The organism is Herbaspirillum sp. LeCh32-8, from assembly GCF_017814915.1.
Taxonomy (GTDB): domain Bacteria; phylum Pseudomonadota; class Gammaproteobacteria; order Burkholderiales; family Burkholderiaceae_D; genus Herbaspirillum.
The window spans coordinates 119,224-145,779 of the sequence record NZ_JAGIPZ010000001.1; the positions used below are offsets into that span (position 1 = coordinate 119,224).

General features: G+C 64.9%; 21 protein-coding genes. 11 read left to right on the top strand and 10 right to left on the bottom strand.

The window, feature by feature from the left end; translation table 11 throughout:
* Positions 1-106 precede the first annotated feature (106 nt).
* From J8I26_RS00585 to J8I26_RS00615, 7 genes are all read right to left on the bottom strand, one after another.
* Positions 107-1,432 carry a DUF1501 domain-containing protein gene (locus J8I26_RS00585; protein WP_209603085.1) on the bottom strand — a complete coding sequence of 442 codons (1,326 nt, stop codon included), beginning with the start codon at positions 1,430-1,432 and terminating at the stop codon, positions 107-109.
* 22 nt (positions 1,433-1,454) lie between these two features.
* Positions 1,455-2,933, bottom strand: coding sequence for a DUF1800 domain-containing protein (locus tag J8I26_RS00590; protein ID WP_209604707.1), 1,479 nt, complete (start codon positions 2,931-2,933; stop codon positions 1,455-1,457).
* A 275-nt stretch (positions 2,934-3,208) separates the two neighbouring features.
* Positions 3,209-3,769, bottom strand: a complete 561-nt coding sequence (locus J8I26_RS00595; protein WP_209603087.1) for a DUF1120 domain-containing protein — start codon at positions 3,767-3,769, stop codon at positions 3,209-3,211.
* Positions 3,756-6,239 carry a fimbria/pilus outer membrane usher protein gene (locus J8I26_RS00600; RefSeq protein ID WP_348635263.1) on the bottom strand — a complete coding sequence of 828 codons (2,484 nt, stop codon included), beginning with the start codon at positions 6,237-6,239 and terminating at the stop codon, positions 3,756-3,758. Before J8I26_RS00600 ends, J8I26_RS00595 begins: the two co-directional genes overlap by 14 nt.
* 152 nt (positions 6,240-6,391) lie before the next feature.
* On the bottom strand, positions 6,392-7,120 hold the full coding sequence (locus J8I26_RS00605; RefSeq protein WP_209603091.1) for a fimbria/pilus chaperone family protein: 729 nt from the start codon (positions 7,118-7,120) through the stop codon (positions 6,392-6,394).
* A gap of 155 nt (positions 7,121-7,275) precedes the next feature.
* On the bottom strand, positions 7,276-7,983 hold the full coding sequence (locus tag J8I26_RS00610; RefSeq protein WP_209603093.1) for a DUF1120 domain-containing protein: 708 nt from the start codon (positions 7,981-7,983) through the stop codon (positions 7,276-7,278).
* Positions 7,983-8,651 (bottom strand): DUF1120 domain-containing protein, encoded by a 669-nt coding sequence (locus J8I26_RS00615; RefSeq protein ID WP_209603095.1) that lies wholly within the window; start codon positions 8,649-8,651, stop codon positions 7,983-7,985. Before J8I26_RS00615 ends, J8I26_RS00610 begins: the two co-directional genes overlap by 1 nt.
* Positions 8,652-8,936: 285 nt before the next feature.
* Here J8I26_RS00615 and J8I26_RS00620 point away from each other — a divergent pair, with 285 nt between their 5' ends.
* The 3 genes from J8I26_RS00620 (at position 8,937) to J8I26_RS00630 (ending at position 11,799) form a co-directional block, all read left to right on the top strand.
* The gene (locus J8I26_RS00620; RefSeq protein ID WP_209603097.1) at positions 8,937-10,202 is read left to right on the top strand and encodes an EAL domain-containing protein; all 1,266 of its coding nucleotides are present in this window, start codon (positions 8,937-8,939) and stop codon (positions 10,200-10,202) included.
* 172 nt (positions 10,203-10,374) lie between these two features.
* Positions 10,375-11,070 carry a response regulator transcription factor gene (locus J8I26_RS00625; RefSeq protein ID WP_209603099.1) on the top strand — a complete coding sequence of 232 codons (696 nt, stop codon included), beginning with the start codon at positions 10,375-10,377 and terminating at the stop codon, positions 11,068-11,070.
* Positions 11,071-11,112: 42 nt separating this feature from the next.
* Positions 11,113-11,799, top strand: coding sequence for a response regulator (locus J8I26_RS00630; protein ID WP_209603102.1), 687 nt, complete (start codon positions 11,113-11,115; stop codon positions 11,797-11,799).
* Positions 11,800-11,947: 148 nt separating this feature from the next.
* Here the strand turns inward: J8I26_RS00630 and J8I26_RS00635 are convergent, their stop codons facing one another.
* On the bottom strand, positions 11,948-12,409 hold the full coding sequence (locus J8I26_RS00635) for a rhodanese-like domain-containing protein (protein WP_209603103.1): 462 nt from the start codon (positions 12,407-12,409) through the stop codon (positions 11,948-11,950).
* Between the two features lie 469 nt (positions 12,410-12,878).
* Between J8I26_RS00635 and glnA the strand changes: the two genes are divergently transcribed.
* The 4 genes from glnA (at position 12,879) to ntrC (ending at position 17,757) form a co-directional block, all read left to right on the top strand.
* Positions 12,879-14,294 (top strand): type I glutamate--ammonia ligase, encoded by a 1,416-nt coding sequence (gene glnA / locus J8I26_RS00640; protein WP_209603105.1) that lies wholly within the window; start codon positions 12,879-12,881, stop codon positions 14,292-14,294.
* A gap of 111 nt (positions 14,295-14,405) precedes the next feature.
* Entirely contained in the window at positions 14,406-14,831 is a 426-nt protein-coding gene (locus tag J8I26_RS00645; protein ID WP_209603107.1) for a hypothetical protein, read from the top strand.
* 225 nt (positions 14,832-15,056) lie between these two features.
* Positions 15,057-16,130 (top strand): nitrogen regulation protein NR(II), encoded by a 1,074-nt coding sequence (glnL, locus tag J8I26_RS00650; protein WP_209603109.1) that lies wholly within the window; start codon positions 15,057-15,059, stop codon positions 16,128-16,130.
* A 133-nt stretch (positions 16,131-16,263) separates the two neighbouring features.
* Positions 16,264-17,757 carry a nitrogen regulation protein NR(I) gene (ntrC, locus tag J8I26_RS00655; protein WP_209603111.1) on the top strand — a complete coding sequence of 498 codons (1,494 nt, stop codon included), beginning with the start codon at positions 16,264-16,266 and terminating at the stop codon, positions 17,755-17,757.
* 224 nt (positions 17,758-17,981) lie between these two features.
* On the opposite strand, the gene J8I26_RS00660 is transcribed toward ntrC, so the two are convergent.
* Positions 17,982-19,265 carry an MFS transporter gene (locus J8I26_RS00660; protein ID WP_209603113.1) on the bottom strand — a complete coding sequence of 428 codons (1,284 nt, stop codon included), beginning with the start codon at positions 19,263-19,265 and terminating at the stop codon, positions 17,982-17,984.
* A 327-nt stretch (positions 19,266-19,592) separates the two neighbouring features.
* Entirely contained in the window at positions 19,593-21,287 is a 1,695-nt protein-coding gene (gene prpR / locus J8I26_RS00665; RefSeq protein ID WP_209603115.1) for a propionate catabolism operon regulatory protein PrpR, read from the bottom strand.
* A gap of 338 nt (positions 21,288-21,625) precedes the next feature.
* On the opposite strand from prpR, the gene prpB reads away from it, so the two are divergent.
* The 4 genes from prpB to J8I26_RS00685 all read left to right on the top strand — a co-directional run bounded on the left by prpB (position 21,626) and on the right by J8I26_RS00685 (position 26,530).
* The gene (gene prpB, locus J8I26_RS00670) at positions 21,626-22,516 is read left to right on the top strand and encodes a methylisocitrate lyase (protein WP_209603117.1); all 891 of its coding nucleotides are present in this window, start codon (positions 21,626-21,628) and stop codon (positions 22,514-22,516) included.
* Positions 22,517-22,558: 42 nt separating this feature from the next.
* Positions 22,559-23,716, top strand: a complete 1,158-nt coding sequence (prpC, locus tag J8I26_RS00675; RefSeq protein ID WP_209603119.1) for a 2-methylcitrate synthase — start codon at positions 22,559-22,561, stop codon at positions 23,714-23,716.
* Positions 23,717-23,916: 200 nt separating this feature from the next.
* The gene (locus tag J8I26_RS00680; protein ID WP_209603121.1) at positions 23,917-24,357 is read left to right on the top strand and encodes a hypothetical protein; all 441 of its coding nucleotides are present in this window, start codon (positions 23,917-23,919) and stop codon (positions 24,355-24,357) included.
* A gap of 286 nt (positions 24,358-24,643) precedes the next feature.
* Complete coding sequence (locus tag J8I26_RS00685) at positions 24,644-26,530, top strand: propionate--CoA ligase (RefSeq protein WP_209603123.1); 1,887 nt, start codon at positions 24,644-24,646, stop codon at positions 26,528-26,530.
* Positions 26,531-26,556 lie beyond the last annotated feature (26 nt).

Consider the following 26,556-nt stretch of genomic DNA (forward strand, 5'->3'; position numbering starts at 1 on the left):
GGTTATCTGAGCCATCCCTGACTTGTCGTCCCGGCGAAAGCCGGGACCCAGCGTCGTTCGTTGCGCCTAAGCGGGCACCAGCGAGTCGGGACAAGCGCCACCTGGTTCAGATGAACAGATCCGGCACTCCACGCCCGCCCGCGGCAAACTGCGGAAAAATCTTTTCCAGCTCCTGGTCGCGAATGCGCATGTGACGCTCTGCCACCGACGACAGCACCGCGCGAAAGTCGGTGGTGATGGCAAGGTCGCGGCCTTCGTTGAGCGCCGCTTGGTTCAGCCCGGGCCATTGGCCGTAGATCTTGCCACCGCGCAGATTGCCGCCCAGCAGCCACATGGCGTTGCCGTGGCCGTGGTCGGTGCCGCCGTTGCCGTTCTCGCGGAAGGTGCGGCCGAATTCGGACACCACCACGATCACCGTGTCATTGAAGGCCGGGCCCAGTTCGCGCGCCAGCGTGGCCAGGCCGTTGGCCAGCGGCGTCAGGCGGCCGGCCAGTTGGCCCGCGCCGTTGCCCTGGTTGATGTGGGTGTCCCAGCCGCCGACGGCAAGAAAGGACAGGCGGATGCGCGGATCGTTGCGCATCAGTCGGCCCAGGCGCGCCGTGTCGATCGAGAGACCGTTGGGCAGCGGCGCGCCGTTGTTGGCCATTTGCTGCTCCTGGCTGTTGATCTCGGCCATCAGTTCGCGGCGCGCGGCGATGCCGTCGCGATACGCCTTGGCCAGCGCATCGTCGCCGCCATATAGCGGCGCGTAGGCCTGCATCACGCGCGGTTGGTCAATCAGGCTGGGGCGGGCGGCGGCGCGGCCGGTCTGCAGGTTGGCGACGACGTTCTTGCCGCTCATGATGCGCGGCGTGGCGTCGCCCACTGTCAGCGCCTGCAAGGGCGATTCAGACGGCGGCAGGTAACCTATCAGCCGGTTCATCCAGCCGTCGCGCGTGTTGTGCTGACCGGGCGTGCCGGTTTCCATGTAGTCCTGCGCCTCGAAGTGCGAGCGCGATGCATCCGGCGAGCCGGAGGCGTGCACGAAGGCCAGCTGGCCGCTTTCCCAATAAGGCATCAGTGGCTGCAGGGCCGGGTGCAGCCCGAAGTAGCCAGTCAGGTCGATCGCGCCGTTGGGTTGTCCGGGGCGTGCCACGGCGATGCTCGGGCGGGCGCGGTAATACTCCGGGTCTCCGTGCGGCACCACCACGTTCAGGCCGTCCACCGCGCCGCGCAGGAACACCACCACCATGCGCGGCGCGCCGTCGCCGTTGGCGTGCGCGCGCGGCTTGGGCGAGCCGTAGGCGAGCTTGGCCTGGCCGGACGCGGCGCTGGCGCGGCTGATGCTCTTGTCGCCGGTGGGCACCACGGCGCAGCCGGACAGGCCGACCGGCACCAGAATGGCGCCGCTGCCTGCGGCGCCGAGATAACGGATGAAGTCGCGGCGGTTCATGTCGGTCCTTGGTGGGGCGGGTTCAGCGTTTCACGAAGTCGGGGCTGCCCAGGATCAGGCCGGCCTGAAAATTGGCCGGAGAGGCCTGGATCTTGGCGACGGCGTCCGGCGTGATGGCCGGCCCCAGCGTGGACAACAGCTGCTGCGGATCGGCCGGCCGGGCATCGACGCCGGCAGGCGGCACGCCCTCGGCGCGCGCGATCGGCGATTTGCCGCCGGCCAGCCCCCCGGCGAAATTGATCCGGCGCAGCAGAGCGTCGGGGTTGAGCCAGGCCTCTTCCGAATATTTGTAGCCCTCGGGCGTGAGCCAGCCATATAGCGGCATGCCGAACTGCGCCAGCGCGCCGTTGACCGGACGCGAATTCATCACCGGCGTGGCAGTGGCGCGCAGCGACGAGACCACGAACTGATAGGGCGTCTTGAACTGCGTCTGATAGTTGCTGCGCGACCAGAACTGCGGGCTGTCGAACAGCACCTGCAGCACTGCCCGGATGTCGCCATGGGTGGCGAGGAAGGTCTGCGCGAGTTTTTGCACCAGCGCCGGATCCGGCTTGTCGGCCACGAAGTATTGCGCCAGCTGGGTCGAGATGAAACGCGCCGTCGACGGATGATTGGCCAGGATGTCCAGTGCCGCCTCGCCCTCCTGATAGCCGCGCACGGCCAATGGCCGGCCGAGGAAGGTCTTGGGCGCGAAGTCGTGGCGTCGCTGGTTGAAGGCGAAGGGCGCGGCGCCGGTCTTCATGGCCTCGACGTCAATGGTCCAGCCCGACAGGATGCGCGCCAGCGTAATGACATCGGCCTGCTGGTAGCCGCCGTCCACGCCCAGCGTGTGCAGCTCCATCAGCTCGCGCGCGTAGTTCTCGTTCAAGCCCTTGAAGCGCCCGCGCGCGCCAGGCGTGCCGGCGCCGCTGGAGAGCCAGTTGTCGAGGTAATACAGCATGGCGGGATGGTGCGCGACGGCGCCCAGCAGCTGGCGGAAGTTGCCCAGCGCGTAGGGGCGGATGGCGTTCTTCTCATAGTCGCCGACCCAGTAGCGCACCCACTCCTTGCCTTCGAAGACGTTGAAATGATTGGCCCAGAATTCGGTCATCACTTCTTCCAGCTGGCGTGGACTTTCGGTGGCCTGCAGCAGGCGCGCCTGGTGGAATTGCGGCGTCAGTTCCCGCCCCGCGCGTTGCCGTGCGGCCTGCTTTTCTTCCTTGGAGGCATCGCGGTCGAAGGACGGCGGACCGTAGTCGACGAACAGTTGCGAGGGCGTCATCTGTAGCGCCGGCAAGGCGGCCAGGCGCGCCTGGAGATCTTGCGGCAGGGGAATGCGTTCGGGGTGGAGCTGCTGATCGATGTAGCGCTTCACGCCCATCTGTTGCACCTCAGCGAGGTCGCCGGGACGCGGGCCGTAGCCCAGCCGGTTGAGCACGTGCAGGGCGCGCTCCTGCTGAGTCAGCGGGGCACCGGCGGCCGGCTCGGCGGCGTGGGCGCCGATGCAGCAGGCCAGCAGCATCAGCACACACAGTCGCTGGCGGCAGCCGGTGGAGCGGGCTTGGCGGATGGGGCGCATCGATGAGCCTCCGGTCATGGACAGGTTGGGCCAGTATGGACACTGGTCGTTGCGCGGGCTGTAAGAAAGTGTAATGCGATTGGTCAGACATGGTCGCGCCGCGCTGTGGGTACAACGCGGGTCGTCGACATTCGGTTGGCACCAAAAGGGCGGGCGAGGGCGGTTTTAACCGGACGTTACAAACTCGCCGCGCTTGTCAGGCGTGCGTCAGTGCGGTGTCAGTTTTCCTGCAGTTCGAAGTTGCCGGCGCCGCTGAACACCGTGCGGTCGGCGATGCGGCTACCGGTACTGGAAACCAGAGCGGAGATCTCGACCTGGATCTGCAGCGACACGCCCTTGACGGGCACGTCGTTCTGGATCGGTACCACGCCACGGTTGGGCGGCAAGGGCAGGCTGTCGGCCTTCTGCTCCGGCACCATGCCGGCGGTGACCACGCTGCCCAGCCCTACGCTGCGGCCGTCGATGCGTGCATTGAGCGCGCGCAGCGTGAAGCTGCCGCCGCCGCCCAGGCGATAGGCATTGCCGTCGGCGCCGCTGCCGCGGAAGAACAGCGTCATCAGCGTGGGCGTCTTGCAGGTCGCGGTCAGCGTCACGTTCCTTTTGCCCAGGCCCATCATCAGCGGCGAGACCTGTTTTTTCAGCAGCTCGGCGCGCGTGGTGGCGCCGTAGTCCACATTGGCTTCGCTGATGCGCATCTGGCAGTTGTCGGCTGAATGCGCCAGGGTCGGGGCGAGGAGCAGCGATGCGGCGGCGCAGAGAAGGATGTCAGGTCGGCGCATAGGGGATTCCTTTCGATTGCGCATGCACCTCGGGCCGGCAGACCGCGTCGGTGCTCTCGTAGAACATGTCGGGATCGGGTTTGTCCGGCAGGCTGAATTGCAGCGTGCAGCTCTTCTCGTCGGGCAGCGCCACGCGCAGCGGGCCGGCCGGAGTGCCGTTGAGCAGGAATACCTGGCCGTCGTCCACCACTGTGGTGAGGAACTGGCGGTTGGCGTCCAGCACGAAGGCACCCTTGGGCAGCGGCGCGCCATCCGGGAACTTGCTGTTGAGCAGGATGCGACGCACCCGCAGCACATCGAACGAGACATGGTTCACCGAGCCGTGGCCAGGATCGAGCAGCTTAAGGCCGTTCTTGATGTCGACGTTGCGCGGCAGGCTCTTGGTGGCGATCTCCAGCCGGCTGCTGGAATAGGGCGGCAGCTGCGCCAATACCGCTTGTCCTTTCCAGTCGGTCCACACCGGGCCGGTCGGCGTGTTGACCTTGACGCCGGAGACGTCGCCCACCTGGACGATGCCGAAGGTGTCCTGCAGCGGATAAGGCGATAAGGTGAAGCCGTCCTTGTGCAGCACCATGCCGCCGCGCAGGCCGCCGTTGTAGGAGGTGCTGCCGGCGCCGTAGCGGGCATAGCCGAGGTTGACCTGGGTGTAGCGCGGCAGCGCCGACACCTGGGTGGAGATATCCGTGTCCTTGCTTTGCTGGTTGCGGTCGACCGCCACGGTGTAGTTCACGTAGTCGTTGAACTGATCGTTGTAAGACGCGCCCAGGCGTTGGTATCCGCTGCTGTTGTTGACGTAGCCGCGCACGCTGCGCTTGCCCAGCGGAATGCTGACGGTGAGATAGAAGGTGTTGACCGGCGAGCCGCTGCCGGCGTTGTTGCTGCCGCCCAACTGGTGCTCCAGGTTGAAGTTGACCGTGCCGAAGTCGAAACCGCGACCCCATGACAGCGTCAGGCGCTGGGTGCTGGCGCCGTAGAACTGGGTCGAGCGCGAATAGGCGGCATTGAAGCCGCCCAGCAGCGCGTTGTTCCAGCTCAGCGAGGCCGAGTACTGCCCGCGATAGCGGGCGTACTGCGTGGTGGGCGGCAGGGTCGGCGCCAGGATCAGTTGTTCGTTCAACTGGCGCTGCTGGCTGATGGTAGTTTCGCTCAAGTCGCGATAGCCCAGCGTCTGCTGCGTGGTGGACAGGCTCAGCGACATGCTTTCGGCAAGGATGCTGCTGGCTCCCAGCGTCATCTGCGTGCCGCGTTCGCTCTCTTCTGTGGCGCGCGAGAGACGCTGCTGGAACGACAGGGTGGTGTCGGCCAGGCGGGTATCCATCCCCCAGCTCACGGCCTGGTAGCCGCTGGCGCCGAGCAGGCCGGCCGACACTGTGCTGTTCTTGCCCAGCGTCCAGCCGGCGGCGGCGGTGGCCAGCCACGGCTGGCGCCCGGTGCTGTTGCCCAGCGCGCGCAGCTTGCCGATGGCCAGCGAATAACCGCGCTGCATGCCGAGGTTACCGCCATGCAGCGAGGCCGCCGGCACCGTGAAGCGGCGCTGCGCACCGTTGGCCTCGATCACGGTGACCTCCAGATCGCTGGTGCTGTTGAGCAGCGGCAGGTCGGCCAGTGAGAACGGCCCGCCGGGTACCACGGTCGAGTAGATCAGCGCGTTGTTCTGGCGGACCTCGACCCGGGCTTGCGTTTGCGCGATGCCTTCCACCATGACGTTATTGACCTTGCTGGAGGACAGCGCAGTCTCCGGCACCAGCTGCATGCCGGTGATCGGGCCGGTGGCAAACGAGGTGTTGAGGATGTTGATCTGGCCGCCCTGGAAGGTCGCGCGTTGCTCCACCAGCGTGTGCTGCGCATAGGCGTACAGGTGCTGGCGCTGCGAGCTGTTGTCCTGGCGGGCGTACATCTGGCGCCCGCGCATGATCCAGTCGCCGGTGTTGAAGCCGTATTCCACATTGGCGCTGGTGAAGCTGCTGGAGACGGCGCCGAACTGGCTGCGCGCGCTGACCACGTCGTAGTTGAGCAAGGCCGCGCTGCCGCCGCTGGTGTAGCCGGAAAAGTCGTCCTCGCCCGGACGTATCGAGTCGGTCGGCACCACCAGGGCGACTTCTTCCTTACCCGGGCGCAGCTCGATGGAGGTCTTCGGCCAGGCAGCGCGGAAGTCGTAGCATTGATTGGCCGCCGCAGTCGCTGCGGCAGCGGCCGATGCCGGCGCGGCCGAGGCGCCGTCCAGCACCTTTTCCGGTGTTTTCAGGCCGGCCTTGTCGAGCAGGGTCTTGTCGAAGCAGAGTTCGCCCTTGTCGTTGAAGCGGGCATCGACGCGGCCGCGCGGCTGGTCGTTGACGAACAGCGTGACGACGTTGATGCCGGGGTGAAAGCGGGCCTCATTCTTGAAGTAATCCGCAATCGCGGGATCGATGCCGCGCTCGCGCAGCATGTCCAGATCAAAGCCTGCGGGCAGTTGTGCCCAGGAAGGCACAGCGCAGACGCCCAGGGTAAGCACCGCGAGCGGTATCTGGTGCAACGCCAGCGCGCAACTGCGGGCAGGGCCCGCGCGGGCGGGCGCGCCGCCGTCACTACGCAGGCGGAAAGAACGGGGGCTGGCGTCGGTCGCGCTCACCCGAGGAGGGCTCAGGGCTTACCGAGCTGGGCGTCGAAATTGTCGACCGAGAAGCCGTAGACCGTTGCCGGCGACAGCCTGACCGTGGTCGCGCCGCTGGCGTTGCCCTGGATGGGCGAGCTCAGTTTTTCGCCGGGCAGGATGTAAGTGCGACCCATGTCCACTTCCACCTTGGCGGGCAGCAGCGAGACCGACTGCGCGAAGCGCACCACGTAGGCGCTGTCGTTCTTGAGCACCAGCTTGTCGCCGGCGATGGACCAGGACAGCAGCTTCCACGGTTCGCGGTTGACCGGCAGGTTCTTGGGATGAATGATCAGGGGCAGGTTCTGGCGCACGTTCATGGTCACCTTGACGCCGCCTTCCGGCCCCTTTTGCGGGATGCCTTCGAAGACTACGCGCTTCAGGCGCTGCGTCTTGAGCGGTTCCTTGAGCTGCAGGATGAAGCGCACCAGCTGCGTCTGATCCGGTTCCACCCGGGCCACCGGCGGGGAAACCACCAGCAGTGGTTCCTTGTCTTCCGGCAGGTTTTGCAGCGAAGTATAGAGCAGGGTGGCCACCGCGTCGGTGTTCTTGACGTTCATGCTGGCTTCGCCGTCGGCCTCGTTGACGATCACCACCGAGGTTTCCGGCAGCATGCCGCTGGCGGCAGCATCAAGCGAGACGGCGCCCAGCAGCAGCGCTGCCAGGCCGGCGTGCAGCAGGCGTCGCGCCCGGTGCGGTCGTGTTGCGTGAAAAGACATGTCATTCTCCCCCGAAAACTGGTTGTCTTGTCATCATCATGATCTATGGGGCGCGTCGGCAAACCGCAGAAAAAGGCCGTTTTCCCCCGGCTTTGTCCGCCGATTGCCGCGCCTTGAGTGTCACCCCTTGAATTGCGACCGGAAAGGTCGCGCTGCTACAGGTAATGCAGTTCCAGCGTGGCCGAGCCGTCCAGCACGACATCGTTGCTCAGTGACAGGTTTTCCGGTTTGTTCACGTAAGGCTGTACCGACAGGCTGCCGGACAACGCGCGGTAAGCCTCGGTGGTGGCGCCGCCGGTTCCCCATGAATATTGCAGGCGCTTGGACACCGCGTTGTTGGCGGCTGAGGTCCAGTTCAAACCGTCCGGCGAGGACATCAACAGCGCCGGCTGGTAGTCGCCGGTGTAGGAGCCGGTGACGAAGCGTATCGAATAGCCGCCCACGCTGCGCCCCGCGGAGCTGCCCAGGCCGAAGTTGTAGTCGTCGCCGAGGGCGCCGTTGCCCGAGCCCATGGCCACCAGTCCGGGCACTACCGAGGCGGTGCGGTTATCGATGACCAGCACGCTGAACTTGGCCGCGGCGTCGCAGTTCACCGAGAACACCATGCTTATCGCCGGCAGCGCGGTGATCTGGCCCGGCTTGAGGATGGCGGCGTTCATCAGGCCGTAGTCGGCCACGCCGCCGCCCGAGAGGGTCGGCGTGCAGGCGGCCGGCGTCATGGTGACGCTGACTTCCATCGGCACCGAACTGGCCGCGCCCACGCCGGCGCCGGTCGCTGTCAATGTCAGCGCCAGCGCGGCGCGGGCGATGAATGGGCGTCGGGCCGGAGAGGGGCTGCTGAAATGGGCGGGCAGGAGGCGCATCAGAAATAGACCAGTTCCAGTGTGGTGGATCCATCCAGCGGAATGTCGTCACGCAGCCCGCCGGCAGCACCGTCGATGACCGCCTGCACGCTCAGCGTGGCATCCATCTGTTGCATTCGCGCCGGGGCGCGGCCATCGGTGGACCAGGTGTAGAGGGTGTCCTTGAACAGCATGCCATCCTTGCGAGCGCGCCAGGCGCCGCCTTGCTGGCGGGCGTCGGCGCTCAGCTCCAAGCTGGGGGCGGTGACGTTGTCGCCGGTCTCAAAGCGCAGCAGGTAGCCGCCGATGGCCTTTCCTTCGTCGTTCTTCAAGCCGAAATAGCGCTCGTCGTTCGCCGTGCTTGGGCGCAGCGAGGTTTTCACCATGCCTTCGGTGGGCATCACGGTGCGGTTGTCGAGCAGGCGGATCCCCACGCTGGTGGGCATGGCGCAGGAGACGTTGAGTCCGACCGACTTGCGCGAGAGCAGCGTCGGGCTGCCGGCCGACAGCGCGCTGGAGGGCACGACGCCGTAGTCGACCACGCCGCCGCCGATGAAGCTCGGCACGCAGGCGTCGGGCACGATACGGCCGGTCACGCGCAGCTCCAGCGGCGGCGCTGCGTGAGCCGCGAGCGGCAACGCACAGAGGCACAGCAGTCGTATCAGCGGCAGGGCGGGCATCGCGGGCATGAGCGGTCGTTGAAAAAGAAAGCGAATACGAGACGGCCTTGTTGCCCGGCCTCGATCCGTCCTTCGATTCTAGTGCAGTCCGTTCAGGAGCAGCACCGGAATCGCTCTGCACCTTCGCCAATTTTCGATTTCATGTTTCATATTTGCATCTTTCTCTGAACGGCGATGCGCCGGGCTTTCCTGGCGGCCGGTTTCCAGACGATTCCTATTTCAAGTGAGCGCCCGTGAGCCGAGAATTGCTGTCCACACCAAGAAAGGCGGCGACGCCGAGCGCCGTTACACATCATGAAATTCATTTCCGATCTAGCCATCCTGATCGTCGAAGACGAACCCCTGCAGCGCGCCTTTCTTGCGGAGAAGCTGCGTCAGCTGAGCGCTGTCAACGTGCATGAGGCCAGCGATGGCGGCGAGGCGATTCAGGTGATGGCGGAGCACCCCATCGATCTGATCTTTTGCGACATCGGCATGCCGCGCATGGACGGGCCTCAATTCATTCTCAAGCAACAAGAGTGCAGCGCGGGAGAGTGCGCCCGCCGCAGCCTGCCGATGCTGGTGTGGATGAGCGTGCTCGGTCCCGGCATCCTGGAGTCGCATTCGCGGCTGGCGCGGCTGGCCGGTTTCGAGGTGTTCGACGCGCTGACCAAGCCCTTGTCGAGCGCGCAGCTGTCCTATGTTCTCGAGCTGGCCGTGGCGCTGAAGAACGCGCGCCGTCACAAGCGCCTGGAGGGCGACAAGCTGCCGGTGGTCAATGATGACGACCTGCTGCGCGCAATCTGTGACGCCGATGAATTCGACGTCTGGTACCGGCCCACGATATCGCTCGAGAGCGGCCTGATCATCGGCGCCCAGGCGGAAGTGCGCTGGAACCATCCCAAGTTCCGCCAGCTGCGCACAGAGCAGTTCATGACGCTGACCGAGCAGCAGGGGCTGGGACTGGTGCTGTTCTACCGCACGGTCAATCACGTGCTGGCCATCCAGCGCAAGCTCAAGGACGCCGGCTGTCTGATGCCGCTGGGCATACGGGCCTCGGCGCAGACCTTGCAGACGCCCGAGATCGCCGACTATCTGGCCGATCGCGTGCGCCAGCAGCAGCTGTGTCCGGACCAGATCTCGGTGCTGTTGACCGAAGGCGCCGCGCCGCCGCAGATGATGCAGTTGTCGGCCTCGCTGAACCGCTTGCGCATCAAGGGGTTCCGGCTGGTGCTGAGCGGCTTCGGCGCCGGCGGCGCCAACATGAACATGCTGGCCGAGCTGCCTTTCAATGGCATTTGCATCGATGACGGCCTGATCGGCCAAGTGGTGCGTCACGCACCGTCGCGTGCCATCGTCGACGTGATGGTGGCCATGGGGCGCAGGTTGGGGCTGACCGTGATTGCGGACGGGGTCGCGGGGCGGGAAACCTGCGATGCCATGCAGCAAATGGGCGGGCGCCTGGTTCAAGGCGATCTGGCGCCGCCGCTCAAGAGCGCCGACTTCCTTCAAGCGGTGCGCAAGGAGCATGAGGAAAACAAAAGATGTGCGATGCAGCCGGCGGACGACGCTTCCGTCTGAAGCGGGACGGAATCATGCCCTTATTCCTTCGTTTGTCGTCGAGGGCTCTTGTTAAACTACTTTGGCATACAGACAAGCTGCGGCCGCCAGCGCCGCGCTGGGGAGGCGCCCGTTCCAGGGGGCCTGGATGTCAAGGCCCGTCCGGGCCATTTGCACATAAAGGGACGCCCTGATGACGTGGACCTCTGCATCAACGGTGCGCATCGCACTGTTGGACGATCATGCCGTCGTACGCTACGGACTGGCCGGACGGCTCTCCGAGGAGCCTGATTTCCAGGTGGTGGGCATGTTTGCCACCAGCAAGGAAATGATGACGGCGCTGCGCACCACGCCGGCCGACTTGCTGGTGATCGACTATTCCCTGGGCAGCAACGACATCGACGGGCTCAACCTGATTCGCGCGCTCAAGGTACGTTTTCCCGAGAGCAAAATCCTGGTCTCTTCTTCTCATTACACCCCTGCCATCGTGGCCTTGGCGATGAAGGCGGGTGCGCGCGGTTTTGTCGGCAAATCCCAGGAGCTGACCGAGCTGATCCAGGCGATACGTACTGTCTCTCTGGGGCGCGTGCACCTGAGCAACAGTATGGCGGCCGAGATGTCGTCGATGTTGTCGGCCGATACGCTGGATGGCGGCAAGAGCGGCGAGGCGCCGGCGTCCGATTCGCTGGCTGAGAGCGAAGAATTGTCCCCGCGCGAGCGCGAGGTGCTGCGCTGCTGCCTGGACGGCATGAGCGTGACCCAGATCGCCGAGAAGTTCGCGCGCAGCGTGAAGACGATCAGCGGGCAGAAGCAATCGGCATTTCGCAAGCTGGGCGTGCGCAACGACAGCGAGCTGTTCAAGATCCAGCATCAGCTGGCCGACCTGTGAGGCGCAAGGCGGATGAACACGACAAAAGAGAAAGAGTAAAACATGAATGCTCCCGCTCCTTCCGTGTTGGTGGTGGATGATTCCGCCACCAGCCGTCTGGTCATCGAGAAGCAACTACGCAAGTTCGGCTGCCGCGTACAGGGAGCCGAGGACGGTCGTTCGGCGTTGGCCGCGCTGCACGCCGACAAGTTCGACCTGGTGCTGCTGGACTGCTACATGCCGGACATGAACGGCTACGAGGTGGCGCGTCAGGTGCGAGAGAACGAGGGTGACGGCTCGGACGGTTATACGCCGCTGATCGGCATTTCCGCCGAAGCTGATGCCGCCCATGTGCAGTTGTGCCTGGACAGCGGCATGGACGGCATTCTCGGCAAGCCCTTGCCGCTGGAAGAATTCAAGAAGTTGCTGTCGCTGTGGTGCGACTTCGATGTTGATGCCGAGGCGGCAATCACGAACGCGCAACCCGATATCGGCACGCTGGATCTGAAGGCCCTGTTTCGCAACACGTCGCTGCAAGACCTGGCGGCCTTGCGCAGCGCCTACGAGGGGGCCGACGTGGCGGCCGTGCAGCGCCTGGCGCACCGGATGAAGGGTGCCGCGCTGACCATGAACCGGGGAGAGATCGTCGAGGTGCTCGACCGCATTGAGGCCGCCGCGCGCGGCGGCCTGGACGGCGATGCCGACATCGGGGCGTTGATCGCGACATTGGATGGCGCTTTGCATGCCTAGGGTGGCGCCATTTATTTGAACGTATGAACGTTTGAGCATCGGCGAGCGGACAATCCGCCCGCAAAAAACAAAAGCCCGGGACATCCCGGGCTTTTTTGTTGCCATTGCGCATTGCCGCCGGATTCGCCCGGCGCCGGCTTGATCGCAGTCAGGCGCCCGCCCATGGCAGGCCTGCCTTGCACCATCCCTCGACGGTCTTGCGATGGCCCTCGGCGTCTTTGTTGCCTTCGAAGCCTTCGACAATGTCGAAGCAATGGGCATAGCCGTTCTCGGTCGCCAGTTTGGCCGCATGCTTGGAGCGCACGCCCGAGCGGCACAGGAACAGCAGCACGTCGTCCGGACCGGCCGCCTCCTTCAGTTGCGCCAGAAATTGCGGATTGGGTTTGCCTTCCGGGTAAAGATTCCACTGTACGAACAGGTGTTGCTCGGGCGGGATCAACACCATGCCGACCCAGTCGCGTTCGGCCTTGGTCCGCACATCCACCAGCTTGATCGCCGGGTTTTCCCGGATCAGGTCGAAGGCTTCCTGCGGGGTGACTGCGCCACGATAGGGGAATTGGCCGTCCCGTGCGCGTTGGCTTGCCTGGGAGAGGATCTGCTCTGTGCTCATGGAATTCTCGCTGTCAGTCTGTCCGCCGCGCCGCATTGAAGGTAAGTGCCGGGTAGGGTGGCGGAATGGGGAATGGGCTAAAAAATATAAAAATATACAAGAAAACAGTTTCGACAATTCAACAATCTTGCTCTGGCGCAGGTGGCCGCTTCAGGATCTCTCGACTTGCACCAATCGGGTGCCATTTGGCGCGCATCGCACAGAAATGCATTTTAATGGTGCGTTTTTCATAAAATGCACTAAAATAATGCAATTAAATCGTGCGCATGCACTGAAGGGAGCGGCCGTCCAACCCGCGACTCCCTAAAATATTCCATTATTGTCGCCCCCGAAAGGTTGGTGGCATGGAATCTGCTATCATCCGCGACTGAGTTCGGCGCAAGACCGTTGTATCTATTGCAAAGATCCAGTCGCAGACAAACGGCTCAACATCCAAATTTATACTACTTCCTCGTTTTAGGAGATTCGCATGGCAAGGACGGCCGCAGAAGTTTTGAAGATGGTGAAGGACAACGAAGTCAAGTTCGTCGACTTCCGTTTCGCTGACACCCGTGGCAAGGAACAGCACGTGTCCGTGCCTGTTTCGCATTTCGACATCGACAAGTTCGAATCGGGTCACGCCTTCGACGGCTCGTCGATCGCCGGTTGGAAGGGCATTGAAGCCTCCGACATGCTGCTGATCCCGGATCCGAACACCGCCAACATCGACCCGTTCATGGAAGAAACCACGCTGTTCATGCAGTGTGACGTGATCGAGCCGTCCGACGGCAAGGGCTACGACCGCGACCCGCGTTCCATCGCCAAGCGCGCTGAAGCCTACCTGAAGTCCTCCGGCCTGGGCGACACCGCCTACTTCGGTCCGGAACCCGAATTCTTCATCTTCGACGGCGTGCGTTGGGGCGCGGACATGTCCGGCTCCTTCGTCAAGATCGACTCCGAAGAAGCTTCCTGGAGCACCGGCGAGAAGATCGAAGGCGGCAACTCCGGCCACCGTCCGACCGTCAAGGGCGGCTACTTCCCGGTTCCCCCGGTCGACAGCTTCCAGGACATGCGTTCGGAAATGTCCCTGATCATCGAATCCCTGGGCATCCCCGTTGAAGTGCACCACCACGAAGTGGCCGGCGCCGGCCAGAACGAACTGGGCACCAAGTTCTCGACCCTGGTCGAGCGCGCTGACTGGACCCAGACCATGAAGTACGTGATCTGGAACGTCGCCCACACCTACGGCAAGACCGCAACCTTCATGCCGAAGCCGCTGGTTGGCGACAACGGTTCGGGCATGCACGTGCACCAGTCCGTGTGGAAGGACGGCAAGAACCTGTTCGCAGGCGACGGCTACGCCGGCCTGTCGGAATTCGCGCTGTACTACATCGGCGGTATCATCAAGCACGCCAAGGCGCTGAACGCGATCACCAACCCGGGCACCAACTCGTACAAGCGTCTGGTTCCCGGCTTCGAAGCTCCGGTCAAGCTGGCTTACTCGGCACGCAACCGTTCGGCATCGATCCGTATTCCGCACGTGGCGAACCCGAAGGGTCGTCGTATCGAAACCCGCTTCCCGGATCCCCTGGCCAACCCGTACCTGTGCTTCGCCGCTCTGCTGATGGCAGGTCTGGACGGCGTGCAGAACAAGATCCACCCGGGCGAAGCCGCGACCAAGGACCTGTACCACCTGCCGCCGGAAGAAGACAAGCTGATCCCGACCGTGTGCTCCTCGCTGGACGAAGCGCTGGATCACCTGAACAAGGACCGCGAGTTCCTGACCCGCGGCGGCGTCTTCACCGACAGCATGATCGACGCTTACATCGATCTGAAGATGCAAGAAGTCCAGCGTTTCCGCATGACGACTCACCCGATCGAGTTCGACATGTACTACTCGCTGTAATCGAAGACTGGTCTGCAAAAAAGGGGAAGCTTGCTTCCCCTTTTTGTTTATGCGCGGCAGGAAAGCCCATCCTCGTGTCATATCGCCGGATGGCACTTTCCGGAGCAGGCGATGAAATGGAACAGGATGGCGATGCCGGTGCTGTTGGCCGGCGTAACGGCGGCGCATGCCGCCGGGATCTACGTATGCAGCGAAGGCGGTCGGACCGAATACCGCGACGATGCGCAGGCGGCCAATTGCCGCGCCGGCAGGCTGGCGCCGGTGGGTGTGGTGACGGCGGTGAGGCCGGCCGATGTGGCGGTGACCACGGCTGCGCCCCAAGGCGACGATGCCGCGCGCGACGGCTTGCGCGAGCAGCTGACCATCGAGCGCAAGCGCATCGAGGCGCTCAGGCGCGAGTACAGCGACGGCGAACCCGAGCGGCGCGGCGACGAACGCAACTACGCGAAATACCAGCAGCGCACGGCCGCCCTGAAGGCTGCGCTGGAAGAGAGCCGGGCCAAGGCGGCGGCCCTGCAGCAGCAACTGAATCGCTGAATGGGTGCAAGGCCGGGCGACTTGAGCGCGACGGGCTCGCCCGAAACTTGCTAGAGCAGGGACAGGAATTGCGAGGCGGCGCGCATGAGGCATCGCCCATGCCGCAAGCATGCATGCTGCGACCAGCCGGTGCGGCCGGCGGCATGCGCAAGCTCGCAATGCACAAGCAACCCGCGCGGCGGCAGGCACGCCGCGTCATCATGATTTCGGAATCACACACTGCGGATGAAGACAAATTTCCCCTCGCTGGACGGCCTCGATCTGTTGGCCTCGGCAGTGATCATTCTCGATGCCCAGGGCGGCATCGTCTACGCCAACGCGGCGGCCGAGAACCTGCTGGAAAGCTCGTTCAAGGTGCTCTCACAGCAGAAGCTGTCGGAGCTCTTCCTCAACGGCAAGGAGCTCTCCGCGCTGTTTTACCAGGCCATCGAACACCAGTTCGCCGACAAGCGCCTGGACCTCGTGCTGGAGCGCGCCAACCGCGAGCCGCTGCAGGTGCACACCATCGTCACGCCGCTGGACAACCCGGACATGCCGGTCCTGCTGGAGCTGCGCGAGAACGTCCAGCAGTTGAAGCTGGACCGCGAAGAGCGCATGTTCGACCAGAGCCAGGCCAACAAGGAGCTGATCCGCAACCTGGCCCATGAGATCAAGAATCCGCTGGGCGGCATCCGCGGCGCGGCCCAGCTGCTGGAGCTGGAGCTGCCGGAGCGCCACTTGAAGGAGCTGCGCGAATACACCCAGGTCATCATCAAGGAAGCCGACCGCCTGCAGACCCTGGTCGACCGTCTGCTGGCGCCGCACCGCCATCCGCACATCGTGGGCGACGTCAACATCCACGAGGTGTGCGAACGCGTGCGCAGCCTGGTCATGGCGGAGTTCCCGCAGGGCCTCACCATCAAGCGCGACTACGATCTTTCCATCCCTGAATTCCGCGGCGACAAGGAGCAACTGATCCAGGCCGTGCTCAACATCGTCCACAACGCCGCGCAAGCGCTGGCCGAGCGCATCCGCGCCGGCGACGGCGAACTGATTTTGCGTACGCGCGTGTCGCGTCAGGTGACGCTATCCAAGGTGCGATACCGGCTGGCACTAGACTTGCATATCATCGATAACGGTCCGGGCATCCCGGCGGATATCCAGGAACGGATCTTCTATCCGCTGGTATCCGGACGCGAGGGAGGCAGCGGACTGGGGCTGACCCTGGCGCAGACTTTCGTCCACCAGCACATGGGGGTGATCGAGTGCGACAGCCGGCCCGGATGTACTGATTTCAGAATACTTATACCGTTGCCGTGAGCCGCAAGGCCACAGGCAACGCGCCAAGGCCGGCATGACGGAGCGATCCGTCATCGGGGGCGCGGGCAGGGCGTCAAAAGCGCTGTGGCCGCGAGAGGATTAACAGCACGACCAACGCAGGAAAAAGTTATTTATGAAGCCAATCTGGATTGTTGACGACGACGAATCGATACGCTGGGTTCTGGAAAAAGCCCTGGCCCGAGAGAATCTCGCCACGCAGAGTTTTTCCAGCGCACGCGACGCCATGGCCGCGCTGCAGTCGGGCACGCCGCAAGTCCTGGTGTCCGACATCCGCATGCCGGGCGCCTCCGGCCTCGAACTGCTGCAGACCGTCAAAGCCAAGCACCCCGGCATTCCAGTCATCATCATCACCGCCTTCTCTGACCTCGACTCGGCCGTCTCGGCCTTCCAGGGCGGCGCCTTCGAATACCTGGCCAAGCCCTTCGATGTCGACAAGGCAGTCGAACTGATCCGCCGCGCGCTCGACGAGAGCCTGCGCGAAACCGACATCGAGCAGGGCGCCGCGCAGACGCCCGAGATCCTCGGTCAGGCGCCGGCCATGCAGGACGTGTTCCGCGCCATCGGCCGCCTGTCGCAATCCAACGTGACGGTGCTGATCACCGGTGAATCCGGCTCCGGCAAGGAGCTGGTGGCGCGCGCCCTGCACAAGCACAGCCCGCGCGCCTCGCAGCCCTTCGTGGCCCTGAACACCGCGGCGATCCCGAAGGACTTGCTGGAATCCGAACTGTTCGGCCACGAGCGCGGCGCCTTCACCGGCGCCCAGGCGATGCGTCGCGGCCGCTTCGAGCAGGCCGAGGGCGGCACGCTGTTCCTCGATGAAATCGGCGACATGCCGCTGGACCTGCAGACGCGCCTGTTGCGCGTGCTCTCGGACGGACATTTCTACCGCGTCGGCGGCCATCAGTCGTTGAAGGCCAACGTGCGCGTGATCGCCGCGACCCACCAGAACCTTGAGCAGCGCGTGCGCGAAGGCCTGTTCCGCGAAGACTTGTACCACCGCCTGAACGTGATCCGCCTGCGCCTGCCCAGCCTGCGCGAGCGCAGCGAAGATATCCCCATCCTGGCCCGTTACTTCCTCGCGCAAAGCGCGCGCCAGCTCGGCGTGGAAGCCAAGCGCCTGTCGCCGCAGGCGATGCAGTTCCTGGCGCAGCTGGAATTCCCGGGCAACGTGCGCCAGCTGGAGAACCTGTGCAACTGGATCACCGTGATGGCCCCGGGCCAGACCGTGGAGATCAAGGATCTGCCGCAAGACTTGGTGGAAGAGCGCGCCCATGCGCCGCAACCCGCGCAGACCCTGTCGGCGCCGGCCTCGGTCGCGATGGCTGCGCCGGCGGCAGCCGACGGCGCGCATGCGGCGATGCCGGCCGACCTGGGCAACACCAGCTGGATCTCGCTGCTGGAAGCCGAGGCTGCGCAGATGTTGGCGCAGGAGCAGCCCGAGGTGATGGATATCCTCGGTCGCCAGTTTGAAGCGGCGCTGATCAAGATCGCCCTGAAGCACACGCACGGTCGCAAGAACGATGCCGCTGTGCGCCTGGGCATCGGCCGCAACACCATCACCCGCAAGATCCAGGAACTGGGGATCGGCGGCGCCGAGGACGACTGATCGCAAGCCCGCTGCTTGCTGATCAAGCGCCGGTGACGAAGCGTCGCCGGGTTTGGTCAGTGAGGTGAGCGGGGGAAGCCGTCTGCGGGCCGCTGCGTGGACGGTCAAGGGAAGGGGAGCACAGCGGCTAGAAAAAGAGAAATGGCCCGGATCGCATTGCGGTCCGGGCCATTTTTACGTCTGCATTACGTCTGCGCAGAGGCCTGCCGCAGACGCTGCTGCCGTCAGCGCAGGCGCAGCACGGTGCGCGCGGCGAGGGTGGCGATCAGGCTCAGGACGGCGCCGAAGATCACGAAGTAGCTCACCGACAGCTTGTTGCCGGTGAAGTCGATCAGCCAGGTGATGATCAGGCCGGCGAAGCCGCCGAAGATAGTCACGGCGATGTTATACGCCAGCGACATGCCGGTGCCGCGGGTGGCCACCGGGAAGATGTCGGCCAGCAGGGCCGGCATCGCCGCGAAGTACATGGTCATCAGCACGCCGATCACGATTTGCAGCAGCAGCAGGTTCATGAAGCCAGGCGAATTGGTCAGGAACACGAACATCGGGTAGGTCAGCACGATATACAGCGCGGCACTGGTGATCATGAAGGGCGTGCGGCCGATCTTGTCGGACCAGGCGCCCACCAGCGGCGAGCCGATGAACATGATCAGGCCGGCCACCGAGGTGGCGGCGAACGACGACCAGGCCGGCAGGCCCAGCTGCTTGACCGCATAGGTTGGGATATACAGCGACAGGTAGACCGAGACGGTGGCCATGATCACGCTGCCGGCGCCGATCAGCAGGCGCAGCTTCTGGCTGGAGAAGGTGTCGCGCAGCGGCGCGTCGGTCTTTTCGGTGGAGTCCTTGAACTCGGGCGCTTCATCCAGATGACGACGGATATAGATGCCGGCAGGGGCGATCAGGAGGCCGAAGATGAAGGGCACGCGCCAGCCCCAGGAGGCCAGCTGGTCAGCGGTCAGCATGTTGTTGAGCACGGCGCCGAAGACGGCGGCCAGCAGCAGGCTGATGCCTTGGCTGGCGACCTGCCAGCTGGAGAAGAAGCCGCGGCGGTGCGGCGCATGTTCGACCAGGAACGCGGTCGAGCTGCCGAATTCGCCGCCGGCCGAGAAGCCCTGGATCATCTTGCCCAGCGCGATGCCGGCCGGCGCCAGCAAGCCGATGGAGGCGTAGCTGGGCATGAAGGCGATCATCGCGGTGCCGATGGTCATCAGCGTGATCGACAGCATCAGCGCGGCCTTGCGGCCCACGCGGTCGGAGTAGGCGCCCAGCACCACCGCGCCCAGCGGGCGCATGAAGAAGGACACGCCGAAGGTGCCGAAGGTCAGCAGCAGCGACACGGTGTCGTTCCCGGTCGGGAAGAACTGCTTGGCGATGACGACCGCGAAAGCGCCGTAGATCAGGATGTCGAACCATTCGAGCGCATTGCCGATGGACGATGAAATGATGGCGCGTCGGGCCTGCGGATGCGTGTGCTCGGCCGCCGGCGAAACGGTGGTGGTGGACATGAATTCTCCCTGAATATGTCTGTGGATGTGAGGCGTTTGCTCGATGGCCTCGCCGGATGGGGAGGGTCTGAGCCGCCCGGGTTTATTGTGGATTCTCGCCCCGGAGTACGGCATGCGCCGTACAGCGGCCGAGGATAGGCGGCAGGCTGATGCGCTGTCAAGAAGCGCCGCCACATGTTTATCAGGTGACGGGAATGTTGCGGTTGATTTCCTTCGGCGTAAATCATTTACGGCCGTACGAATGAGCAGGCTTTCACGCTGATGGCCACGAAGCGCGCAGATGCGCCGGTCACCTGGCGGCAGCGCCTGCTTTCATGTGGGTGGAACTCAGCGTTGGTCTTCTGCGCTTGCTTCAGCTTCGGGCTGTTCGTCTTCTTTCAGCTTGCGCCACAGCGTGGTCCGGCTGATGCCCAGCTGGCGCGCCGCCGCCGCCCGGTTGCCGCGCAGTTGCAGCAGTGCGGCGCGGATCTGCGCCACGCTGGCCGTGGGTGCGTCGGGCAGGGCGTTGTGGTCGGCGCTGTCATCGACGCTGCCATGGCGCCCGGCCGGCGCGGCCAGCTCCGGCGCGAGCTGCAGGATCAGCGCAGGCGTCAGCGCCTGCAGAGGCTCGGCCGCGAGGAACAGGGCCAGGCGCTCCATCACGTTGCGCAATTCGCGCACATTGCCGGGCCAGGGATGGGTTCCCAGCAGTGCGGCGCAGCGCGCGATCTCGGCATGCAGGTTGGCATGCGGTCGTGCGTCCAGCGCCGCCAGCGCGTGCTTGAGATGCCATTCGGCCAGCGCCGCAATGTCTTCGCGGCGCTCGCGCAGCGGCGGCAGGCGCAGGCGCAGCACGCCCAGCCGGTAATACAGATCGGCGCGAAAACGTCCTTCGCGCACGCGGGCGTCGAGGTCGCAATGGGTGGCGCTGATGATGCGTACATTCACCGCGATCGGCCGGGTGCCGCCCACGCGCACCACCTCGCGCTCTTCCAGCACGCGCAGCAGCCGGGTTTGCAACGGCAGCGGCATCTCGCCGATCTCATCGAGAAACAGCGTGCCGCGGTTGGCCGCCTCGAACAAGCCTGCGCGTCCACCGCGGCGCGAGCCGGTGAAGGCGCCTTCCTCGTAGCCGAACAGTTCCGACTCCAGCAGCGACTCGGCCAGCGCGCCGCAGTTCACCGCCACGAAGGGATGCGCCGCCTGCGTCTTGCCTTGCATCAGCGGATGCGCGCGGTGAATGGCCTGGGCCGCCAGCTCCTTGCCGCTGCCGGTCTCGCCCTGGATCAGCACGGTTGCCGGCGAGCGCGCAAACAGCGTGATCGATTGGCGCACCGCTTCCATTGCCGCCGATTCGCCGCGCAGATCCTTGATGTGATGGCGCGCGCGCAGCGTGTCGCCGGCGGCCTGGTAGCGGCCGCGCGTGGATTCCAGCTGGGTCAGGCGCGCCAGTTCCAGCGCGTCGTCGAAGGCCTGGCGCACCGAGGCGGCGGAATAGATGAACACGCCGTGCAGGCCGGCCTCCTCGGCCAAGTCGGTGATCAGCCCGGCGCCGACCACGGCTTCGATGCCGGACGCCTTCAGGTCATTGACCACCGCGCGCGCGTCTTCTTCGGTGGCGTAGGTGCGCTGGACAATGTCCAGTCCGAACGTCCGGCCGAACTCGGCCAGCGCCGGCATCGCCTCCTGATAGGTGACCAGCGCGATGCGCGCGCTGATCTTGCGCGCCCGCGCCAGCGCCTGCATCACGTCAAAGCCGCTGGCGCGCGCCACGATCACCGGCACCGGCAGGCGGCTCTTGAGGTAGGCGCCGTTGGAGCCGGCCGAGATCACGGCGTCGCAGCGCTCCGTGGCCAGCCGTTCGCGGATGTGGCGTACGGCATCGTCGAAGCCGAGATGGATGGGCTCGATCTCGGCCAGCGCGTCGAACTCAAGCGTGATGTCACGGAACAGCTCTGACAGGCGCGAGACCGATACCGTCCAGACCACCGGTTTGTCGGTCGGGCGCTCGGTGTCGCGGTAGGCTGGGTCGGCGCGTTTCATGATGGTAAAGTGTTTCGGTTAACGTTACATGAAACGTTAATGTAACACTTTTGGCATGTTGCATCGGGCAGGCCAAGCCCCGTCTTCAACCCAACAGGGTCGCGTTGAGCAGCCCCTTGCATGGCGACTAAGCCTTTGATTTGTTTCCGTTTCGCGCAGGGAGGGCATCTGGCCATGGCTGCTTCCTCGTGTTTGCCGCGCAGTGGTGGCACGGCCGTTGCAATACGGCCTGTCAGTTTCGCCGCGCATGCGCTGGCATGCATGGCAAAAAGACAATGCGACAGGGCCGGGCGCAAGCCGGCCGGCCGCTTCCGGCAACCCACACAGAAGGTGTCACCATGGCTCTCCACTCCGCAGGCGCAGCGTTTCGCAAAGCCGTTCAGGAAGAATCCCCCTTGCAGGTCATCGGCGCGATCAACGCCAACCACGCGCTGCTGGCCAAGCGCGCGGGCTACCGTGCGATCTACCTGTCCGGCGGCGGCGTCGCGGCCGGCTCGCTGGGCCTGCCCGACCTGGGCATCTCCAACCTCGACGACGTGCTGACCGACGTGCGCCGCATTACCGACGTGTGCGACCTGCCGCTGCTGGTGGACGTGGACACCGGTTTCGGCGCCTCCGCCTTCAACGTGGCGCGCACCGTGAAGTCGATGATCAAGTTCGGCGCCGCCGCCGTGCACATCGAAGACCAGGTCGGCGCCAAGCGCTGCGGTCATCGTCCCGGCAAGGAGATCGTGACCAAGCAGGAAATGGTCGACCGCATCAAGGCGGCGGTGGATGCGCGCACCGACGAGAACTTCGTGATCATGGCGCGCACCGACGCGCTGGCGGTGGAGGGCCTGGAGGCCGCGATCGAGCGCGCCGTGGCTTGCGTCGAAGCCGGCGCCGACATGATCTTCCCGGAAGCCATCACGGATCTTGCGATGTACAAGAAATTCGCCAACGCGGTGAAGGTGCCGATCCTGGCCAACATCACCGAGTTCGGCTCGACCCCGCTGTTCACCGTGGATGAGCTCAAGACAGCGGACGTGGGCATCGTGCTCTATCCGCTGTCGGCCTTCCGCGCCATGAACAAGGCGGCGGAGAACGTCTATACCGCGATCCGCCGCGACGGCACCCAGAAGAACGTGGTCGACACCATGCAGACGCGCATGGAGCTGTACGACCGCATCGATTACCACAGCTACGAACAGAAGCTGGACGCGCTGTTCGCGCAGCAGAAGAACAAGTAATCCGAGCAGAACAATATCCAACGAACCCCTGAGGAGAACACGATGAGCGAGCAACAGTCCGCACCCGGCTTCAAGCCCAAGAAATCCGTGGCCCTGTCCGGCGTGACCGCCGGCAACACCGCGCTGTGCACCGTCGGCAAGACCGGCAACGACCTGCACTACCGCGGCTACGACATCCTGGACGTGGCCGACAGCTGCGAGTTCGAGGAGATCGCCCACCTGCTGGTGCACGGCAAGCTGCCCACCGCGGCCGAACTGAAGGCCTACAAGGCCAAGCTCAAGGCGCTGCGCGGCCTGCCGGCGAACGTGAAGGCGGCGCTGGAGTGGCTGCCCGCGGCCTCGCACCCGATGGACGTGATGCGCACCGGCGTCTCGGCGCTGGGCTGTGTGCTGCCCGAGAAGGACGACCACAATACTCCCGGCGCGCGCGACATCGCCGACCGCCTGATGGCCTCGCTGGGCTCCATGCTGCTGTACTGGTATCACTACAGCCACAACGGCAACCGCATTGAAGTCGAGACCGACGACGACTCCATCGGCGGCCACTTCTTGCACCTGCTGCACGGCGAAAAGCCGTCCGAGTCGTGGGAAAAGGCGATGCACACCTCGCTGATCCTGTACGCCGAGCATGAGTTCAACGCCTCCACCTTCACCGGCCGCGTGATCGCCGGCACCGGCTCCGACATGCACTCGGCCATCACCGGCGCCATCGGCGCGCTGCGCGGCCCCAAGCACGGCGGCGCCAACGAGGTGGCGTTCGAGATCCAGAAGCGCTATGACAACCCGGACGAGGCGGAAGCCGACATCCGCCGCCGCGTGGAAAACAAGGAAGTGGTGATCGGCTTCGGCCACCCGGTCTACACCATCTCCGACCCGCGCAACAAGGTGATCAAGGAAGTGGCGCGCAAGCTCTCCAAGGAAGCCGGCTCGACCAAGATGTTCGACATTGCCGAACGCCTGGAGACGGTGATGTGGGACATCAAGAAGATGTTCCCCAACCTGGACTGGTTCTCGGCCGTGTCCTACCACATGATGGGCGTGCCGACCGCGATGTTCACGCCGCTGTTCGTGATCGCCCGCACCTCGGGCTGGGCGGCGCACATCATCGAGCAGCGCATCGACAACAAGATCATCCGTCCGTCGGCCAACTATGTCGGTCCGGAGGACCTGAAGTTCGTGCCGATCGCCAAGCGCAAGTAAGGCAGGTCGATCGGGGTGGGCTCGGGGGAGGCGTCCTCCCCCGGCCCGCGCGCAGGCGGGTGCGCGGAGATTTGTAACAAGATGCAGGGGGAGTCGAGACAATTGCAATAAATTGCTAAGATGCGGTCGGATTGTTTTAAGCCCTTCAGGGATCCCGTGCTGCAACGCACACCGGATCCGTCCTTCACCTGGATATCCCGATGACCGCATTGACCGCTTTCCGCTTTGCCTCCCTCTTCAAGTTCGCCCTGGCCGCCGGCGCTGCCGCCTTGCTGGCTTCCTGCGCGTCGCAGCAGCAGGAACAGGTGCCGGTCACCGACACCAAGCCGGTGCTGCCGCAGATCTTCCAGTCGCCGGCCGCCACCCAGCCGACCTGGGCCACCCAGCTGGTGACCGGCAGCTTCAGCTGCGAACTGGGCAACAAGGTGGCGTTGCGCATGGATGGCCGCGTCACCGACGGCGTGACGATGGAGTGGAAGGGCAAGTCGTACATGATGAACCCGGTCAGCACCTCGACCGGCGCGGTGCGGCTGGAGAACAAGAGCGAAGGGCTGGTGTGGATCCAGATCCCGTCGAAGTCGATGCTGCTCAATTCCAAGATCGGCCAGCAGCTCGCCAACGATTGCCGGGTCAGCAGGTAATCCATTTCCGTTTTGCCCGCGCGCATGCCTGATGCGCCGGGTGCATGCCTTCCCGGGCGGCGTTCGCCGCCTGTCTTTGCCTCTTTGCGCACCTGCCTGTACAGGCGCGTGGCCGTGGCCGCCGCCGGCGATTCCGATCCGATAATTCAGCAGCAATTCAGCCGCAAGTAAGTTTGGGATGCCACATTGGCTCATCCCTCCGGCAACGCGCGCAGACGCGGCTCCGCACAACGATCATTACGCGGACCGGAAGCAGATTCCAATTCGAAAGACATGAGGAGACATCATGCAATACGAGGAATTCTATCGGCAGTCCATCGAGCAGCCCGAGACCTTCTGGGCTGAAGAAGCGCAACGCATCCACTGGGAGCAGCCATTCTCGCAGACGCTGGACTATTCGCGCGCGCCGTTTGCGCGCTGGTTCATCGGCGGCCGGACCAATCTCTGCTACAACGCGGTGGATCGCCACCTGGCGCAGCGCGCGCAGCAGCCGGCGCTGATCGCGATCTCCACCGAGACCGGCAGCGAACGCACCTATACCTATGCCGAACTGCATCGCGAAGTGACGGCCATGGCTGCGGTGATGCGGTCGCTCGGTGTGGCGCGCGGCGACCGCGTACTGATCTACATGCCGATGGTGGCCGAGGCGGTGTTTGCCATGCTGGCCTGCGCGCGTATCGGCGCCGTGCATTCGGTGGTGTTCGGCGGCTTTGCCTCCAACAGCCTGGCCTCGCGCATCGACGATGCGCAGCCGCGCCTGATCGTCTCGGCCGACGCCGGCTCGCGCGGCGGCAAGGTGATTCCCTACAAGGGCTTGCTGGACGAGGCGATCCGGCTGGCGACCCACAAGCCGGCGCGGGTGCTGCTGGTCGACCGCGGCCTGGCGGACATGCCGCGCACGCCCGAGCGCGACGCCGATTACGCGCCCCTGCGCGAGCAACACCTGGGCCGCGACGTGCCGGTGACCTGGCTGGAGTCCAATGAGACCAGCTACATCCTCTACACCTCCGGCACCACCGGCCGTCCCAAGGGCGTGCAGCGCGACGTCGGCGGCTACGCGGTGGCGCTGGCGTCCTCGATGCAGCACATCTTCTGCGGCCGGCCCGGCGAGACCTATTTCTGCACCTCCGACATCGGTTGGGTGGTGGGCCACTCCTACATCGTCTACGGCCCGCTGATCCACGGCATGGCGACGGTGCTGTACGAAGGCCTGCCGATCCGGCCCGACGCCGGCGTGTGGTGGAGCATCGTCGAGAAGCACAAGGTGACGCGCATGTTCTCGGCGCCCACCGCCATTCGCGTGCTGAAAAAGCAGTCGCCCGAATTCATGCGCAAGTACGACACCTCGTCGCTCAAGGCGCTGTACCTGGCCGGCGAGCCGCTGGATGAAACCACGTCGAGCTGGATCTCGGGCGCGCTGAACGTGCCGGTGATCGACAACTACTGGCAGACCGAATCCGGCTGGCCCATCATCTCCGTGGCCAAGGGTGTCGACGACAAGCCTACCCGCCTGGGTAGCCCCGGCGTGCCGATGGCCGGCTACCGGATGGCGATCCTGAACGAAGTCACCGGTCAGGAATGCGGACCCAACGAGAAAGGCGTGGTGGCGATCGAAGGGCCGCTGCCGCCGGGCTGCATGCAGACCGTGTACAAGGACGACGAGCGCTTCGTCAATACCTATTGGCGCAGCCTGCCGCGCGAGGTGTACTCCACCTTCGACTGGGGCATCAAGGATCAGGACGGCTACTACTTCATCCTCGGCCGCACCGACGACGTGATCAACGTCGCCGGCCATCGCCTGGGCACGCGCGAGATCGAGGAGAGCATCTCCAGCCACCCCAACGTCTCGGAGGTGGCGGTGGTGGGCGTGGAAGACAAGTTGAAGGGACAGGTGGCTTACGCCTTCGCCATCCTCAAGAACGCCGATGCGGCCGCCACGCCGGCGCAGAAACAGGCGCTGGAAGCCGAGATCATGGGCGTGGTGGACCAGCAGATCGGCGCGGTCGGCCGGCCCGCGCGCGTGTTGTTCGTGGGACTGTTGCCCAAGACGCGTTCGGGCAAGCTGCTGCGCCGCGCGATCCAGGCCATCAGCGAAGGACGCGATCCCGGCGACCTGCCCACCATCGAGGATCCGGCGGCGCTGGAACAGGTGAGGGCGGCCCTGCGCTCCTGATGCCGGCCTGCCAAGGCGGTGCTCGC